General features: G+C 68.2%; 16 protein-coding genes. 2 read left to right on the forward strand and 14 right to left on the reverse strand.

Annotated elements, in window-relative coordinates; translation table 11 throughout:
- Window positions 1-4: 4 nt before the first annotated feature.
- A complete protein-coding gene (locus EBL84_RS10255; RefSeq protein ID WP_190287934.1) occupies window positions 5-664 on the reverse strand; it encodes a biliverdin-producing heme oxygenase in 660 nt (219 codons plus the stop codon).
- Between the two features lie 93 nt (window positions 665-757).
- On the opposite strand from EBL84_RS10255, the gene EBL84_RS10260 reads away from it, so the two are divergent.
- A complete protein-coding gene (locus EBL84_RS10260; RefSeq protein ID WP_123140724.1) occupies window positions 758-2,326 on the forward strand; it encodes a GAF domain-containing protein in 1,569 nt (522 codons plus the stop codon).
- Here the strand turns inward: EBL84_RS10260 and fusA are convergent.
- Window positions 2,323-4,371: an elongation factor G gene (gene fusA / locus EBL84_RS10265; protein ID WP_123140725.1), complete on the reverse strand. Its 2,049-nt coding sequence runs from the start codon at window positions 4,369-4,371 to the stop codon at window positions 2,323-2,325. The genes EBL84_RS10260 and fusA overlap by 4 nt on opposite strands.
- A 398-nt stretch (window positions 4,372-4,769) precedes the next feature.
- Between fusA and EBL84_RS10270 the strand changes: the two genes are divergently transcribed.
- On the forward strand, window positions 4,770-5,249 hold the full coding sequence (locus EBL84_RS10270) for a YbhB/YbcL family Raf kinase inhibitor-like protein (RefSeq protein WP_123140726.1): 480 nt from the start codon (window positions 4,770-4,772) through the stop codon (window positions 5,247-5,249).
- 57 nt (window positions 5,250-5,306) lie between these two features.
- On the opposite strand, the gene ccmI is transcribed toward EBL84_RS10270, so the two are convergent.
- From ccmI to EBL84_RS17320, 12 genes are all read right to left on the reverse strand, one after another.
- Window positions 5,307-6,596 (reverse strand): c-type cytochrome biogenesis protein CcmI, encoded by a 1,290-nt coding sequence (ccmI, locus tag EBL84_RS10275; protein ID WP_123140727.1) that lies wholly within the window; start codon window positions 6,594-6,596, stop codon window positions 5,307-5,309.
- A 6-nt stretch (window positions 6,597-6,602) separates the two neighbouring features.
- Complete coding sequence (locus EBL84_RS10280; RefSeq protein WP_123140728.1) at window positions 6,603-7,097, reverse strand: cytochrome c-type biogenesis protein; 495 nt, start codon at window positions 7,095-7,097, stop codon at window positions 6,603-6,605.
- The gene (locus EBL84_RS10285) at window positions 7,094-7,639 is read right to left on the reverse strand and encodes a DsbE family thiol:disulfide interchange protein (RefSeq protein WP_123140739.1); all 546 of its coding nucleotides are present in this window, start codon (window positions 7,637-7,639) and stop codon (window positions 7,094-7,096) included. The genes EBL84_RS10280 and EBL84_RS10285 overlap by 4 nt, the downstream gene beginning before the upstream one ends.
- A 22-nt stretch (window positions 7,640-7,661) precedes the next feature.
- A complete protein-coding gene (locus EBL84_RS10290; RefSeq protein WP_123140729.1) occupies window positions 7,662-9,647 on the reverse strand; it encodes a heme lyase CcmF/NrfE family subunit in 1,986 nt (661 codons plus the stop codon).
- Complete coding sequence (ccmE, locus tag EBL84_RS10295) at window positions 9,647-10,114, reverse strand: cytochrome c maturation protein CcmE (protein ID WP_123140730.1); 468 nt, start codon at window positions 10,112-10,114, stop codon at window positions 9,647-9,649. The genes EBL84_RS10290 and ccmE overlap by 1 nt, the downstream gene beginning before the upstream one ends.
- Window positions 10,111-10,284 (reverse strand): heme exporter protein CcmD, encoded by a 174-nt coding sequence (gene ccmD, locus EBL84_RS10300; protein WP_005221019.1) that lies wholly within the window; start codon window positions 10,282-10,284, stop codon window positions 10,111-10,113. The genes ccmE and ccmD overlap by 4 nt, the downstream gene beginning before the upstream one ends.
- Entirely contained in the window at window positions 10,281-11,039 is a 759-nt protein-coding gene (gene ccsA, locus EBL84_RS10305; RefSeq protein ID WP_123140731.1) for a cytochrome c biogenesis protein CcsA, read from the reverse strand. The genes ccmD and ccsA overlap by 4 nt, the downstream gene beginning before the upstream one ends.
- Window positions 11,040-11,066: 27 nt before the next feature.
- Window positions 11,067-11,741 (reverse strand): heme exporter protein CcmB, encoded by a 675-nt coding sequence (gene ccmB, locus EBL84_RS10310; RefSeq protein ID WP_123140732.1) that lies wholly within the window; start codon window positions 11,739-11,741, stop codon window positions 11,067-11,069.
- A 7-nt stretch (window positions 11,742-11,748) separates the two neighbouring features.
- On the reverse strand, window positions 11,749-12,366 hold the full coding sequence (gene ccmA / locus EBL84_RS10315; protein ID WP_123140733.1) for a cytochrome c biogenesis heme-transporting ATPase CcmA: 618 nt from the start codon (window positions 12,364-12,366) through the stop codon (window positions 11,749-11,751).
- Window positions 12,367-12,494: 128 nt separating this feature from the next.
- A complete protein-coding gene (rlmKL, locus tag EBL84_RS10320) occupies window positions 12,495-14,681 on the reverse strand; it encodes a bifunctional 23S rRNA (guanine(2069)-N(7))-methyltransferase RlmK/23S rRNA (guanine(2445)-N(2))-methyltransferase RlmL (protein WP_123140734.1) in 2,187 nt (728 codons plus the stop codon).
- Window positions 14,682-14,784: 103 nt separating this feature from the next.
- Window positions 14,785-15,198, reverse strand: coding sequence for a YajD family HNH nuclease (locus EBL84_RS10325; protein WP_123140735.1), 414 nt, complete (start codon window positions 15,196-15,198; stop codon window positions 14,785-14,787).
- 40 nt (window positions 15,199-15,238) lie between these two features.
- A partial coding sequence (locus EBL84_RS17320) for a hypothetical protein (RefSeq protein ID WP_223806992.1) occupies window positions 15,239-15,569 on the reverse strand: 331 nt, incomplete at its 5' end.

The following is a 15,569-nucleotide window of genomic DNA, read 5'->3' on the forward strand; positions in this document are numbered from 1 at the left end:
TGTTTCATCCCTTCTCTGCCTGCGCCCGTGCTCGCCCGATATCAAGGGGCGCGAGGGATAGCGCACCTGCGATGTCGGCGAAGACGGTCACGGCACCGTGCAGCACCCGAGGACGATCGATCCGGCCCTCATGCTCGAGTGCGTCGAGGGTGAGGGTGAATGCCCGCCAGCGCGCCCCGACCGCGGCACCGTACGGATCGATGGCCTCGGTGGCGGTGAAGCGTGCGCCGAAGCGCGCGCGCAGACGGCGCGCGATCAGTTGTCCGCCGAGTGACGAGCCTTCGAGGACATAGAGCGCGCCGATGCCGCAGTCGATGCCCTGCTCGGCACACAGCCGTGCCGGCAGCGTGTTGTGCGGGGCGGGTGGTTCGGTGTCGAGTCGGGCAAGATCGTCGCGTAGCGCCGCGAGTCGTGGTCGAGCCCCGAGGCGTCGTCGCAGCGCGTCCGGCACGATCGTGGTGAGATGGGGCTCGAGCCCCTGATGGAGCAGGGTCAGGCGATAGAGATAGTCGCGGTATTCGTCCAGGGTCAGGTCGGGGGCGAGGAGGCGTCTGGACAGCGGCAGCGTCTCCACGGCCCGGTGCGCGGTTGCGGTGGCTTGACGCAGGGCTGTCGCCAGGGCGGCGGCGGGGGGAGGCGATATCGGTCGGGGGGCTTGGCTCATCGCGGCGCGCTCCAGCTCCATGAGGGCACAGGCAGTGTAGCATTGGCCCTGTGACGTCGATGGCGGGCATGATCGTTCGAGAGGGTCGGAGAGATGAGTGAGCTGGCGACACAGGGGTTCATCGCCGAGTGCGAACGCGAGCAACTGCAGCGCGCGCAGTCGATCCAGCCGTGCGGAGCGCTGCTCGGCGGTCGTCCCGGCGATGCGCGGATCCGCTTCGCCAGCGCCAATCTGGCGCACTGGCTCGGCGAGGAAGCGCAAGCGGTGCTCGGGCGGTTGTTGACCTCGCTGCTCCCCGACTTCCCGCCGCCGAGCGTGCCGGGTACCGAGGAGGGCGGCGACGATGCGTGGTTGCGTCCGAGCAGCGACAAGCGGTTCTATCCAGATCTCTGCATCGGTCCGCGGGGTGCGCTCGATGCGCTGCTTTCCTGCAGCGCCGAGACCTGGCTGCTGGAGTTCGAGCCAGCGCTTGCGCCCACCGAGCGTCACGCGGCCTATCGGCCCGTTCCCCATCAGCTCTATCGCATGCCCTATAGCGCCGAGGACTGGTCGCGTCAGTGTCAGTTCCTGGTCGATACGCTGGGTCACATCACCGGTTTCTCGCGGGTGCTGCTCTATCGCTTCCGCGACGACGATTGCGGCGAGGTCGTCGCCGAGAGTCTGCGAGAAGGGCTCGATCCCTATCTCGGGCTGCGCTACCCGGCCTCGGACATCCCGCAGATCGCCCGTCGTCTGTATCTGCTCAATCCCCATCGCCAGATCCCCGACATCGCGGCAGCGCCGGTGCCGTTGCTCGCCGATCCCGAGGGGACGCTCGCCGACCTGACCCTGTCCGAGCTGCGCGCCGTCTCGCCGGTGCACCTGACCTATCTGCGCAACATGGGGGTGAGCGCCTCGCTCTCCTTCTCGCTGGTCGTCTCCGGGCGGCTGTGGGGGCTGATCGCCTGTCACCACGACCAGCCCGCGCAGCTGGCGCCGGCGTTGCGCGCGCGCTGCGCCGAGATGGCGCGCGCCTTCACCCTGGCCATCTACGGTTATCAGAGCACGCGGCGACTGATGGACGTCAGCGAGAGCGATCGCGAGATCGCCGCGCTGGTCGAGCGGCTCGGCAGTGGTGGCAACATCGAATCGGTGGCGACGGCGGGGGAGGGCTCACTTGCCGGGCAGTTGCTGGCGCTCGTCGGCGCGAGCGGCGCGGCGTTGATCGACGGTGAGCGCTGCACGACCTTCGGCCAGACGCCGCCGTGCGCGGCGCTCCTCGCGCTGTGTCGTTGGCTGGAGGCGAGCGAGACGCCGACGGTGTTCGCCACCGCGGCGCTTGCCGAGCACTATCCGCCGGCGCGGGAGTGGCGCGATCGCGGCAGCGGATTGCTCGCGGTACGGGTCGAGCGCGCCGGTGTCTCTGTCTCGCGCACCTTTCTGTGGTGGCGCCCGGAGCAGCCGCAGGAGGTGCACTGGGCGGGCGATCCACGCAAGGACGCGCTGGTGCGATCGGGCGATGGCGAGCTCTCGCCACGCGCCTCGTTCGCGCGTTGGGTCGAGGTCACCTCCGGCCAGGCCGAGCCCTGGGGCGAGCGCGAGCTGTTGCGGGCGAAGAGGTTCCGTGGACTGATCCTCCACGCCATCAACGCCGATCTGCTCGGTGCGCTCGGTGCAGGCTAGGTCCGATCCTCCTGCTGGTGCGTCTCGATCAGTTGCCGCTGGATCGCCGCACCGACCGGCTCGTAGTGGCTGAACTCGATGCTGTAGACCCCCTCGCCGCCGGTGATCGCCTTGAGCCGTGACTCATAGCCCTCGAGTTCGGCCAGCGGCACCTCGCCCTCGATCACCACTCGCCCCTGCGACCTGGTCTCGCTGCCGCTGATGCGACCGCGTCGTCCCGCAAGATCGCCGGCGAGGTCGCCCATCGCCTGCTCCTGGGCGCTGATGCGGATCTGCACGATGGGTTCGAGGATCGCCGGACGGGCCTGTTCGACGGCGGCGACGAAGGCCTTGCGCGCGGCGGTGACGAAGGCGATCTCCTTGGAGTCGACGGCGTGCGACTTGCCGTCATAGACGGTGACCTGGATGTCCTGCAGCGGGTAGCCTGCGATCACCCCTTCGTCGAGGACCTGGCGTACCCCCTTCTCGATCGAGGGGATGAAGTTGCCGGGGATGGCGCCGCCCACCACCGCGTCGACGAAGCGGAATCCCGTGCCGCGCGGGGTCGGCTCGATGCGCAGGTAGACCTCGCCGAACTGACCCGCGCCACCGGTCTGCTTCTTGTGCCGATAGTGTCCCTCGGCGGGGGCGGTGATGGTCTCGCGATAGGGGATGCGCGGCGGTCGGGTATCGACCTCGACGTGGAACTGGTCGGCGAGGCGCTCGATCAGCAGCTTGAGGTGAAAGGCGCCGAGTCCGCGGATCACCGTCTCGTTGGTCGCGGCGTGATGATCGACCTTGAAGCAGGGGTCCTCGTCCTGGAGCTTGTGCAGCGCCTCGGTGAGCTTCTGCTCATCGCCGCGACGACTCGGCGTGATCGCCAGTCCGTGGAGCGGGATCGGGTAGTCGGTACGGGCGAGGTGGAAGTGATCCTCGTCGTGCGAGTCGTGCAGCACGGCATCGAGATGGACCTCGTCGACCCGGGAGACGGCGAGGATGTCACCCGGTACCCCGTCCTCGACCTCGATCAACTCTCTGCCCTGCAGCCGGTAGAGATGGGTGACCTTGAACGGCTTGCGCGCGTCGCCGACGAACAGTGCGCTGGTCGGGGTGATGCGTCCCTGGTGGATGCGGAAGATGCCGAGTCGACCGCGGTAGGGGTCGTTGAGCACCTTGAACACATGGGCGATGGCGTGACGCTCGGGGTCGGGACTGACGGCGACCGGCTCGGCGCGCTCGCCCTCGCCCTTGAGGAAGGCCGGCGGGTTGCCCTCGGCGGGGTTGGGCATCAGCCGGGCGATCACCTCGAGCAGCTCGGGGATGCCGGCCCCGGTGCGTGCCGAGACGAAGCAGATCGGAATCAGGTGGGTGTCGCGCAGCGCCGCTTCGAAGGGGTCATGAAGTTGCTCGGGCGCGAGGGTCTGACCCTGTTCGAGATAGGTCTCCATCAGCGCCTCGTCGAGCTCGACCACCTGGTCGACGATCTGCTCGTGGGCCGCGCTCACCGAGGAGAAGTCGGTGGCATTCTCCGCCGGGTTGAAGAAGCAGTCGGCGACCCGTTCGCCGCCCCCTGCAGGCAGGTTGATCGGCAGGCAGGCCGGGCCGAAGCCGTCGCGAATCTGCTCGGTCAGTGCGCCGAGATCGAGATCGGCTGCATCGATCTGGTTGACGATGATCATCCGGCAGAGCCCGCGACCGTCGAGCATCTTCATCAGTCGGGCGGTCATCGGCTCGATCCCGGCCTGGGCGTTGATCACCAGGGCGGCGGTCTCGACCGCGGGCAGGACCGCCAGGCTGCGCCCGAGCAGGTCGGGCAGCCCCGGGGTGTCGATCAGGTTGACCCGGCGCGCTTCGATGGGGAAGCCGACGATGGCCGCGTCGATCGAGTGTCCGAGCGCCTGTTCGCGTGGATCCTGGTCGCAGACCGCAGGACCGCGCTCGGCGGCTGTGGCGGCGGGGGTTGCGCCGGTCGCTGCAAGCAGCGCCTCGGCCAGGGAGGTCTTGCCGGCACCGGCATGACCGATCAGGGCGATATTGCGGACGTCATCAGCATTGTGGTCGGACATCGTTGCTCCTGTCGTTGTGCAGCACGTTGCAGGGGCGCGGGATCGCGTCGCAGCAATGGTGTCATGACAGGGAGTATAGATGGCAATCACCGGGGGATCGGCGGGGTGGGATTGAATCGCCGCGCGGGGTGCGCCAGATCAATCGGGATGGAGTGGATAAAAAATGGAGTGGATAAAAAGAGGCGGCCGATCGGCCGCCGAAGGACGCACAGTCTGTCAGGGATCCGCATCACTTGGGGGCGGATTCCCTCGATGCTGTGGCGCCAGGCCGATGGATGGAGTCACCGTCCTGGTGCCATGGACCATTCCGTCGAATGGACGATAATCAAGGCGATGATCGAAATGTCTCTCGCCTCGATCCTTGAGCCAGAAGGCTAGCACAGAACCGGAGATTGGCTATGGAACTCGTTCTCAAATCCGCCGCCTTTGTCGATGGCGGGGAGATCCCGGCGCGTCTGACGTGTCATGGCGAGGACCGATCTCCGCCGCTGTGCTGGTCCGATCCTCCGGAGGGCACACGGAGCCTGGTGCTGATCGTCGATGACCCGGATGCGCCGGATCCGGCAGCGCCAAGGATGGTATGGGACCACTGGGTGCTTTTCAATCTGCCGCCGACGTGCCGTGAGCTGGTCGAGGGGGTGGACCCGACGACCGGCCTGCCGCCGGGTGTCGGCCAGGGCCTCAACAGCTGGGGGCGGACGGGTTACGGCGGGCCCTGCCCGCCGGTCGGTCGACATCGTTATTTCCACCGTCTCTATGCCCTCGATACCCGTCTGCCCGATGAGCTGGGGACGCCGACCAAGGATCGGCTGCTGCTGGCGATGGAGGAGCACATCATCGCTCGCGCGATGTTGGTCGGGGTCTATGGCGAGGAGTGAGGGTGGATGAGGGCAGGTGGCGCGCGGCGGGTGCCGCGCGCCGGCGCCGCTGCGCGCTCAGGGCAGGGCGCGATCGATGACGACCGCAGTGGCGGTGGTCTCGCGGGTATCGATCGTTTCGCTTTGACCCTCTAGATCTCCGGGCTGCGGTGCCGCCTCGCCGCTGCCCGAGATTCGGGCGGTGACCTGGATCTCGGCGTGGGCCGAGAGACGCATCCCCGGGGCCATCGCCATGCTGTCGTCGAGGGCGAGCGTGGCCGGCAGCGATCCGGCCTGCAACCGCTGGGCGGCCAGCGGCATCGCCGGGCCGGAGGTGGCGCGGGCGAACACGAAGACGGTGTCCTCGGCGGCGACCTCGGCGGCAAGCGCCGGGTCCAGGCTCACGCTCACCTCGATGCGTTCGGCGCCGACGGCCTCCGTTGACTCATCGCTCGACCCCTCGACCGGGACAGCGACCGGCTCCTCGGTCGCGGCCTTGGCTGCGGCGATGCCGGCACGGCGGCGTGCCTCGTCGACCATCTCCTGCAGCTCGGCGGCCTCCTGGCTGCCGGGCTCGAACTCGTCGAGGATCTTCTGCCAGGCGACCGCGGCGGCCTGGAACTGGCCGTGCTGGAAGGCCATCAATCCGGCCAGCCAGCGGGCGTTGACGTTCTGCGGGTCGAGTTCGAGCGCCGCGCGCACCAGCTCGGCGGGCTTGCCCTCGAGACTGCGATCGGGGCGGTTGGCGGCGATCGCCTCGGCATAGGCGAGCATCACGTCGAGTCGCTCGGGGGCGAGCCGGTAAGCGCTGGCCACCGCCTCGAGTCCGTCCTCCGGGCGCTTCAGGGCGAAGTAGGTCCGCCCCATCATCAGCCAGCCCTCGACGTCGTCGGGGTTGTCCTCGAGGCGCTTGGCCAGGCGCTGTACCAGCACCTCCATCGATTGATCGGCGCCCTGGTCCTCGGCGGGCAGGCCGCGCGCGGCCAGTTCCATGCGCTCGATCACCGTCGGTTCGCCAAGCTGCAGATAGAGCAGGGTGGCGGTGCCGGGGAGCGCCAGCGCGAGCAGCAGCGCCAGCGTCCAGCGTCCGAACCGCGAGGCGCCGTGCGCGTCGACCGGCTGACTGCCGTCGACGTCGTGGAGCAGGTCACGCTCGAGGTCGTGACGCGCAGCGTCGTAGCGGGCACGGTCGAGATAGCCGGACTCGAGGTCGGCGTCGAGTTCCTGCAATCGCTGGCGGAAGACCTCGAGATTGAGCGCGTCCTGGGCGGGCTCATGTTGCTCCGGGGTCGGACGCAGCAGCGGCATGACGACGAAGAGGAAGGCCAGGCCGATCAGCCCGGCGGCGAGTATCCAGAAGATGATCATGGGGCGCTAGTCTCGTTGCTCGTCGTCGCGCGAGGCGATCAGTTGCTGGAGTCGGGCGCGTTCGTCCGCGGTGAGGTCCTGCTCGGGCTCGGCCTTCTTGCGTCTGATCGCGCGCCACAGCAGCAGCCCGGCGCCGCCGACCAGTACGAAGGGGCCGAACCAGAGGATATAGGTCGAGGGCTTGATCGGCGGATCGTAGAGCACGAAGTCGCCGTAGCGGGCGACCAGGAAGTCGACGACCTCCTTGCGACTCTGACCCTCGCGCATCATCGCGTAGACCTCCTCGCGCAGGTCCTGGGCGACCCCGGCCTGGGAGCCGGCGAGCGATTCGTTCTGACAGACCAGACAGCGCAACTCGCTGATCAGGTCGCGGAAGTCCTCGAACTGGTTCGGGTCCTCGAAGGTGAACTCCTCGAGGGTGTAGCCCTGGGCGGTGCCGGCGAGCAGGGCGCCGGCGAGTGCCATCCCGGCGAGCAGTGGACGGTGGTGACGACGCTTCATGAGTTCCTCGCGCGATACTGCTCGACGATCGGACGGATCTTCTCCTCCCACACCTCGGGGGTGATGGGACCGATCTCCTTGTGACGGATGATGCCCTCGGGGTCGACCACGAAGGTCTCCGGGGCGCCGTAGACGCCCCAGTCGATGCCGGCCTCGTTGTCCGGGTCGTAGAGCGAGACGGTATAGGGGTTGCCGTACTGGCGCAGCATCAGCAGCGCGCTGGCGCGGTCGTCCTTCCAGTTGAAGCCGATCACGCGGACGCCGTGCTCGCGGGCGATGCGCAGCAGCTCGGCGTGCTCCTGGCGGCAGGACGGGCACCACGAGGCCCAGACGTTGACCAGCGAGACCTCGCCGAGCAGCAGTTCGCGATCGAGTCGCTGCTGCGGGTCCTTCAGCGAGGGCAGGTCGAACTCGGGCGCGGGCTTGCCCACCAGTGGCGAGGGGACCTTGCGCGGGTCGAGCTGCAGCCCGTAGAAGAGCAGCGCGGCGAGGACCAGGAAGATCCCCAGCGGGATCAGTGCGCGGGTTTTTGAACCTTTCATCTGCATACCTTGCGGGTCTGGGTCAGGCGGCGCTCGTCGCCGCGCCGGACGGCGCGGTGGCGCGGTTGCGAACGCTGCGATAGCGCCGGTCGCTGGCGGCGAGCACGCCGCCGAGCGCCATCAGGATGGCGCCCAGCCAGATCCAGCGGACATAGGGCTTGTAGTAGAGACGCAGCGCCCAGTCGCCGCTGTTGCCGATCGGCTCGCCGAGCGAGACATAGATGTCGCGCAGCAGCCCGGCGTCGATCGCCGCCTCGGTCAACGGCATGCCGCCGGAGACATAGCGACGCTTCTCGGGGTGGAGCACGGCGATCTCGCGCTCGCCGTCGTAGACCACGAACTCGCCGCGCTGGGCGGTGTAGTTGGGGCCCTCGACCGGGGTGACGCCGTTGAACAGGAAGCGGTAGCCGGAGGCCTCGTGGACATCACCCGGCGACATCCGCACGTCGGTCTCGGCGCCGTCGTTGGAGACCAGGGTGACGCCGACGATGAACACCGCCAGCCCCAGGTGCGCCAGCAGCATGCCGTAGTAGCTGCGACTGCTGGGGTTGATGTCGCGGCGCAGCGCGCGCAGCCCGCCCTTGTGCTTGAGACGATCGAGCAGGCTGGCCAGATGGGTGACCACCAGCCACAGGCTCATGCCGATGCCCAGGCCGACACCGATGTCGCGCGCCGAGAAGCCGGGCCAGGAGACCAGCAGGAAGGCGGCGATGCCGAGCGCGGCGGCGAGCCACAGCGCGCGCAGCAGTCGTACCGGCTCGTCATGCTTCCAGCGGGTGTTGGGACCGACCCCGGTGGCCAGCACCAGCAGTGGCGAGAGCGCGACGAACATCTTGTTGAACCAGGGGAAGCCGACCGAGATCTTGCCCCAGCCGGCGGCCTCGTAGATCAGCGGCGCCAGGGTGCCGAACAGCACCAGCACGGTGAGGGTGGCGAACAGCAGGTTGTTGACCAGCAGGAAGCTCTCGCGCGAGAGCAGGTCGAAGCGCCCGCCGCCGGAGATGTCGGTCGCGCGCCAAGCGTAGAGCGCGAGCGAGCCGCCGATCACCACGCAGAGAAACAGCAGGATGAAGGAGCCGCGCGTTGGATCGGTGGCAAAGGCGTGCACCGAGGTCAGCACCCCGGAGCGCACCAGGAAGGTGCCGAGCAGCGACAGCGAGAAGGCCGAGATGGCGAGCAGCACGGTCCAGCTCTTGAAGGCCGCGCGCTTCTCGGTGACCGCCAGCGAGTGGATCAGCGCGGTGCCGACCAGCCAGGGCATGAAGGAAGCGTTCTCGACCGGGTCCCAGAACCACCAGCCGCCCCAGCCGAGCTCGTAATAGGCCCACCAGGAGCCGAGCGCGATGCCGATGGTGAGAAAGACCCAGGCAACGGTGGTCCAGGGGCGCGACCAGCGCGCCCAGGCCGCATCGAGCTTGCCGCCGATCAGCGCGGCGATGGCGAAGGCGAAGGCCACCGAGAAGCCGACATAGCCCATGTAGAGCATCGGCGGATGGATCGCCAGCCCCGGGTCCTGGAGCAGCGGATTGAGGTCGCGGCCCTCGAGCGGTGCGGGATAGATGCGCTCGAAGGGGTTGGAGGTCAGCAGCATGAACAGCAGGAAGCCGATCGCCACCATGCCCATCACCGCCAGCACCCGCGCCACCATCGGCAGCGGCAGGTTGTTGCTGTAGGCGGCCACCGCCGCGCCCCAGCCGGCGAGCATCAGCGCCCAGAGCAGCAGCGAGCCCTCGTGTGCGCCCCAGATCGCCGAGACCTTGTAGATCAGCGGCATCAGGGTGTTGGAGTTGCTGGCGACGTAGATCACCGAGAAGTCGTCGGTGAGAAAGGCCAGCAGCAGACAGCCGAAGGCGATGCCGATGAAGGTGAGCTGACCCCAGGCCAGCGGGCGCGCCATCACCATCCAGGTGCGGTTGCCGGTGAACGAGCCGGCCAGCGGCAGCACCGCCTGCACCAGGGTGATCGCGAGGGCGAGGATCAGGGCGAAGTGCCCGAGTTCAGGAACCATCAGTTGGATACTCCGGCCGTCTCCGCGGTGTCCGATGCACCCTCGGCCTGGGCCGTCTGCAGGGTGCTCTCGACCTCGGGGGGCATGTAGCTTTCATCGTGCTTGGCGAGGACCTCGTCGGCGTAGAACACGCCGTCGGGGCCGAGCCGTCCCTTGGTGACCACGCCCTGACCCTCGCTGAACAGGTCGGGGAGAATGCCGGTATAGGCGACGGTGACGGTCTCGGCGTTGTCGGTGACATCGAAGTGCACCGTCAGCCCGTCCTCCTGGCGCGCGATGCTGCCCTCGGTGACCAGTCCACCGAGGCGGAAGACGCGATCCTGGGGGGCCTCGTTGGCCAGCACCTGGGTCGGGCTGAAAAAGTAGGAGATGTTGCTGTTGAGCGCGGTCAGCGCCAGGGTGGCGGCGGTGCCGACACCGACGATGGCCAGGGCGACGAACAGCAGGCGTTTCTGTCGGGGTTTCATTGATCGTTGGCTCCTGCGTCACGAATCCGCATCAATCGACCGAGCCGGGCGCGAATGGTTCGCTGGCGCGCGCGCAACTGCAGCACCTCGATCACCAGCAGGAGGGCGGTCATGCCGTAGGCCCCCCAGACGAAGAAGGCGTAGCCGCCCTGGGCGAAGAAGTCGCTCATGCCTTGTCCCCCGTGTCGAGCAGGTCGCGCACCCAGGCGCTCTCGGACTCACGCTGCAGGATGATGCCGCGTAGTCGCATGAAGCTGGTGGCGAAGGAATAGGTCCAGAATCCGAAGGTCATCGCCAGCATCGCGAAGAGGATGTTGGCGTCGATCTGGGTGAGGTCGGAGCGCTGGTGCAGCGCGGCGCACTGGTTGGGATCGGGGCAGTTGATCGACCAGAAGATCACCGGGACCATGATCAGCCCGACGATCGCCAGCAGCGCCGCGGCGCGATCGGCGCGGCGCACGTCGTCGATCGCCGAGTGCAGCGCGATATAGCCGATGTAGAGGAAGAACAGCACCAGCTCGGAGGTCAGGCGCGGGTCCCAGTCCCAGTAGGTGCCCCAGCTCGGTCGGCCCCAGAAGGCCCCGGTCCACAGTGCGAGGAAGGTGAAGATCGCGCCGGTGGGGGCGACGGCATTGGCCATCATGAACGACAACCGGGTGTTGAACACCAGTCCGATCGCCGCCCAGCCGACCATCACCACGTAGAGCCACATCGACATCCAGGCCGCCGGCACGTGGATGAAGATGATGCGGTAGTACTCCTTCTGGGCATTGCTGCCGCCGAGTCGGTCGGCGGTCTCGAAGAAGCCCCAGTAGAGCCCGAGCCCGAGCAGGATCAGGGTGATGATCCAGAAGGCCGGGACCAGCCTGCCGGCGATCGGGTAGAAGGAGGCGGGCGAGGCGAATTTGAACCAGTTCAGTGCCATGGCGGGTGTCTGCGTTCGCTTGAGGGTTTATTCGAGTGAGATCTTGAGCGCGGCGGCGGCGGCCACCGGGGCGAAGACCAATGTCACCAGCAGGAAGGCGCCGAGCAGCTCGAAGTAGGGCCGGGTGTCGGCGACCGAGACCGTGGCGGCGACGTCGATCGCCCCGGCGCCGTAGACCAGCACCGGGATGTAGAGCGGCAGGATCAGCAGCGCCAGCAGGATGCCGCCGCCGCGCAGCCCCAGGGTCAGCGCCGCGCCGATCGCCCCGAGCAGGCTGAGTACCGGGGTGCCGATCAGCAGGGTGAGCATCATCACCCCGACGGCGGCGCCGGTGAGGTGGTACTGCATCCCCACCAGCGGGGCGATCAGCACCAGCGGCAGCCCGGTGAGCAGCCAGTGGGCGGTGATCTTGGCCAGCACCAGCAGCGCGCGCGGCTGATCGGTGAGCAGCATCTGCTCGAGGGTGCCGTCGACATGATCGGCGGCGAACAGCCGTTCGAGTGCGAGCATCGAGGCGAGCAGCGCCGCCACCCAGACCACGCCCGGGCCGAGCGTCTGCAGCACCTCGCGCTCGGTACCGACGCCGAGCGGGAAGAGGCTCACCACGATGACGAAGAAGAACAGACTGGTCAGCACGTCCGTGCCGCGTCTGAGCGCGAGGGTGAGGTCGCGCGAGAGGATGCACCAGAAGAGTCGCAACACCGGTGGTTCAGCTCCCGAGGTCGAGTCGCGCGACCTGCCCCGAGGTCAGGGGCACGTCCTGATGGGTGGTGAGCACGACGATGCCGCCGCCGGCGACGTGCTCGGCGATCAACGTCTCGAGCAGCGCCACGGCAGCGGTGTCGAGCGCGGTGAAGGGCTCGTCGAGCACCCACAGCGGCGCGCGGCTGAGCACCAGTCGCGCCAGCGCCACCCGCTTCTTCTGCCCCTGCGAGAGCATCCGCGTCGGCAGATCCTCGAAGCCCTGCAGACCGATGCGCGCGAGCGCCGCCCACAGCGCCTGCTCGTCGAGGCGCTCGCCGTCGAGGGTGGTGGTGACGCGCAGGTTCTCGACCCCGGTCAGGTCGCCCTTGATGCCGTTGAGGTGGCCGAAGTAGAGGAGGTCGCGGTGGTACTCGTCACCGAGTTCGGCGATCGGGGTGCCGCGCCAGCGGATCTTGCCGCGCTCCGGGGTGAACAGACCGCAGAGTGCACGCAGCAGGGTGGTCTTGCCGCTACCGTTGCGACCGCGCACGTGCAGCAGGGTGCCGCCCCCGACCTCGACGTCCAGCGCGCTGAAGAGCAGCCGATCACCGCGTCGGCATTCGAGCTGCACTACCTCAAGCATGTCGTTCAGGGGTCCGGTCCATTGCTGCGGCGCATCCCCCGCACGGGGCGGGTGCGCCCGGTTCTGACGTCTGGCGGGCCGCCGCGGGCCGCCGGGTCGAGCCGGCAACCTTAAACGCTGGTGACGTATTACTCAACATCGCTGCCTCGCGCCGGGTCGCGGCGACGGATCTGCCAGCAGTTGTGGATGCGCGGGTTGCGCGCGAAGTCGTGCGGCAGCGTTTGTGCGGTGAGGTCGGTGATCTCGAGCCGGGGCAGGGCGGCATGGTCCATGCGGAAGCCGCGGCGGTTGTTGGAGAAGATCAGCGTGCCCGTGGGGGCGAGCAGGCGCATCGTCGCCGCGATCAGGTCGACATGATCGCGCTGCACGTCGAAGGTGCCCTGCATCCGCTTGGAGCTGGAGAAGCTCGGCGGATCGAGGAAGATCAGGTCGAATTCGCGTCGTCCGGCGTGACGTTCGATCCACTGCAGACAGTCGGCCTGGACCAGGGTGTGATCGTGCCCACCGATGTCGTTGAGCACCAGGTTGCGCTCGGCCCAGTCGAGATAGGTGCGCGACATGTCCACCGTGGTGGTGGAGCGCGCGCCGCCGCGCGCGGCATAGACGGTGGCGCTGGCGGTGTAGGCAAAGAGGTTGAGGAAGCGCGCGCCCGCGGCCAGCCGCCCGACCAGGGCGCGGGTGTCGCGGTGATCGAGAAACAGGCCGGTGTCGAGATAGTCCTCGAAGTTGACGAGGAAGCGATGGCCGCCCTCGGCGACCTGGTGGAAGCGACGGGTCTCGGCGATGCGCTCGTACTGGCTGGCGCCCTTCTGCTGGCGACGGACCTTGAAATGGACCTGACCGGCGGGGATCTCGAGCACCTCGGGGATCATCGTCATCGCCTCGCGGGCGCGCAGCCGCGCGCGCTTCTGATCGACACTCGCCGGCGGGGCGTACTCCTGGACGTTGACCCAGCGTCCGTCGACGCCGCCGTAGACGTCGATGGCGAAGGCGTACTCGGGCAGGTCGGCGTCATAGAGACGGTAGCAGTCGATCGCCTCGCGCTTGCACCACTTGCGCAGCGCCTTGAGGTTCTTGCGCAGCCGGTTGGCGAACATCTCGGCGCCGGGGCCGAGCGACTCGGGTGGCAACGGGCGCGGGCGGTTGGTGGCGAAGCGCTCGGCCTCGATCTGGAAGTGCAGCAGGCGGCACTCGATCGGGCCGTTGTAGAGGGTGTGGGTGCGGTGCGCGCGCAGCCCGAGCTGGTGACCGAGCTCGGGCGAGCCGGTGAACACCGCCGCCCGCCAGCCGAGGAAGCGCTCGCGCAGCACCGAGCCGAGTCGCGCGTAGAGCGCCTCGAGGTCGTCGTCGGCGCCGAGGCGCTCGCCATAGGGCGGGTTGACGATCACCAGCCCGCGATCCTCGGCATGCACCGGCTGGCAGTCGCTCAGCTCGCGCCGCTCGAAGTGCGCGAGGCCGGTGAGCCCGGCCAGCGCCAGATCGTCGATCGCCACGCGGATGGCGTTGGGGTTGCAGTCGTAGCCGCGCAGGGTGCCGACGCGTTTGCGCCCGGCCTCGGCGCGCGCGCGCGCCTCCTCGCACAGCGCCGCCCACACCTCGGGCTGGTGCGCCGACCAGCCGAGGAAACCGAAGTGTTCGCGCAGCAGGCCCGGGGCGATGTCGGCGGCGATCAGCGCCCCCTCGATCACCAGGGTGCCCGAGCCGCACATCGGGTCGAGCAGTGCCGCGCCCTCGGCGGCCAGCTCGGGCCAGCCGGCGCGCAGCAGCAGCGCGGCGGCGAGGTTCTCCTTGAGCGGCGCGGCCGAGCCCTGACGGCGATAGCCGCGCCGGTGCAGCGAGCCGCCGGAGAGATCGAGGCTGACGGTGACCTGGTCGCGCTGGGCATAGACGTGGATGCCGATGTCCGGCCATTCGGTATCGACGTCCGGGCGCTGCCCACAACGCGCCGAGAAGCGGTCGACGATGGCATCCTTGACGCGCAGGGTGGCGTAGTGTCGGTTCGGGGTCGCGTTCAGCGCGCCGTCGAACTGCACCGCGATGCTCTGCGCCGGCGAGAAGTGATCCTCCCAGGACAGCTCGGTGACCCCGGCATAGAGCGCGTCGGCGTCCTCGGCGGCGAACTCGGCCAGCGGCAGCAGGATGCGGTTGGCCACGCGCGACCACAGACAGGCGCGGTAGGCCGCCTCCAGGTCGCCCGAGAAGCGCGCGCCGCCTCGGGTCTCGGTGGCGTCGGCGAGCCCCAGCCCGCGCAGTTCGTCGGCGAGCAGATCGCCCATGTGTTTCGGGGCCGAGGCGAAGAAGGTGTGACGCGACATGCGGTGCGGGGACTCCTTGGGGTGACGCGCGCCGGCGCGTCCGAATGGGATGGCGTGGGGTGGGATTATACGGCGCCCACCGGATGGCGGGCGCTGCGTCCGCTCAATCGCCCTTGTTGAGCAGGGCGCCGAGACCGGCGAAGGGGTTGTGGGTGGTCTCCTTCTGACCGTCTTCGCGAGTGCGGGTGCGGCCCCCGGCCTTGGCGGCGAGGTGCTCCTCGTACTTCTGGTGTTCGTTGTCGTGACAGTACAGACACAGCAACTCCCAGTTGCTGCCGTCTGCCGGGTTGTTGTCGTGGTCCATGTCCTTGTGGTGGACGGTGAGCTCGTGCAGGTTCTCGCGGGTGAAGGTGCGTGCGCAGCGACCACAGACCCAGGGGTAGAGCTTGAGCGCCTGTTCGCGGTAACCGGCGGCGCGGTCGTCGCTGGCCTTGCGCGCGGCGGCGACCACGCGATCGAGCTTCTCGGTATTGATCGGCTTGCCGGTGCGCCCGTGACGTGGGGGATCGGTTGGCATGAGGTCCTCGGTACTTGGTTGAATGCGGTGCGAGTGAAGATTAAACCAGCGCGCCCCTGATGGCATCAGACAGGGGCGAGGAGTGGACGTTCATTCCCGCGCATATAAATGAACGCGCGCGCGAGAGGAGGGCGAAGTGACGAGAGGATGAAAAAAGTGTTGACGTTTTTCGAGAAGCGTCTAAAATGCGCAGCTCGCTCAGGGCAGAGCGGCCCGGATCACCAACCGATTCGGGGTTGACCGAAAAAAAGACGGTTGACACGGAATACGGAATCCAGTTTAATAAGCGGCTCGCAACGGATCGCGAGCAACCAGCCGGAAACGGCAGCGAAAAAAAGGACTTGACAGACTGACTTTTTACTTTAAAATAG

The sequence above is a fragment of the Marichromatium sp. AB31 genome (assembly GCF_003718685.1).
Lineage (GTDB): Bacteria > Pseudomonadota > Gammaproteobacteria > Chromatiales > Chromatiaceae > Marichromatium > Marichromatium gracile.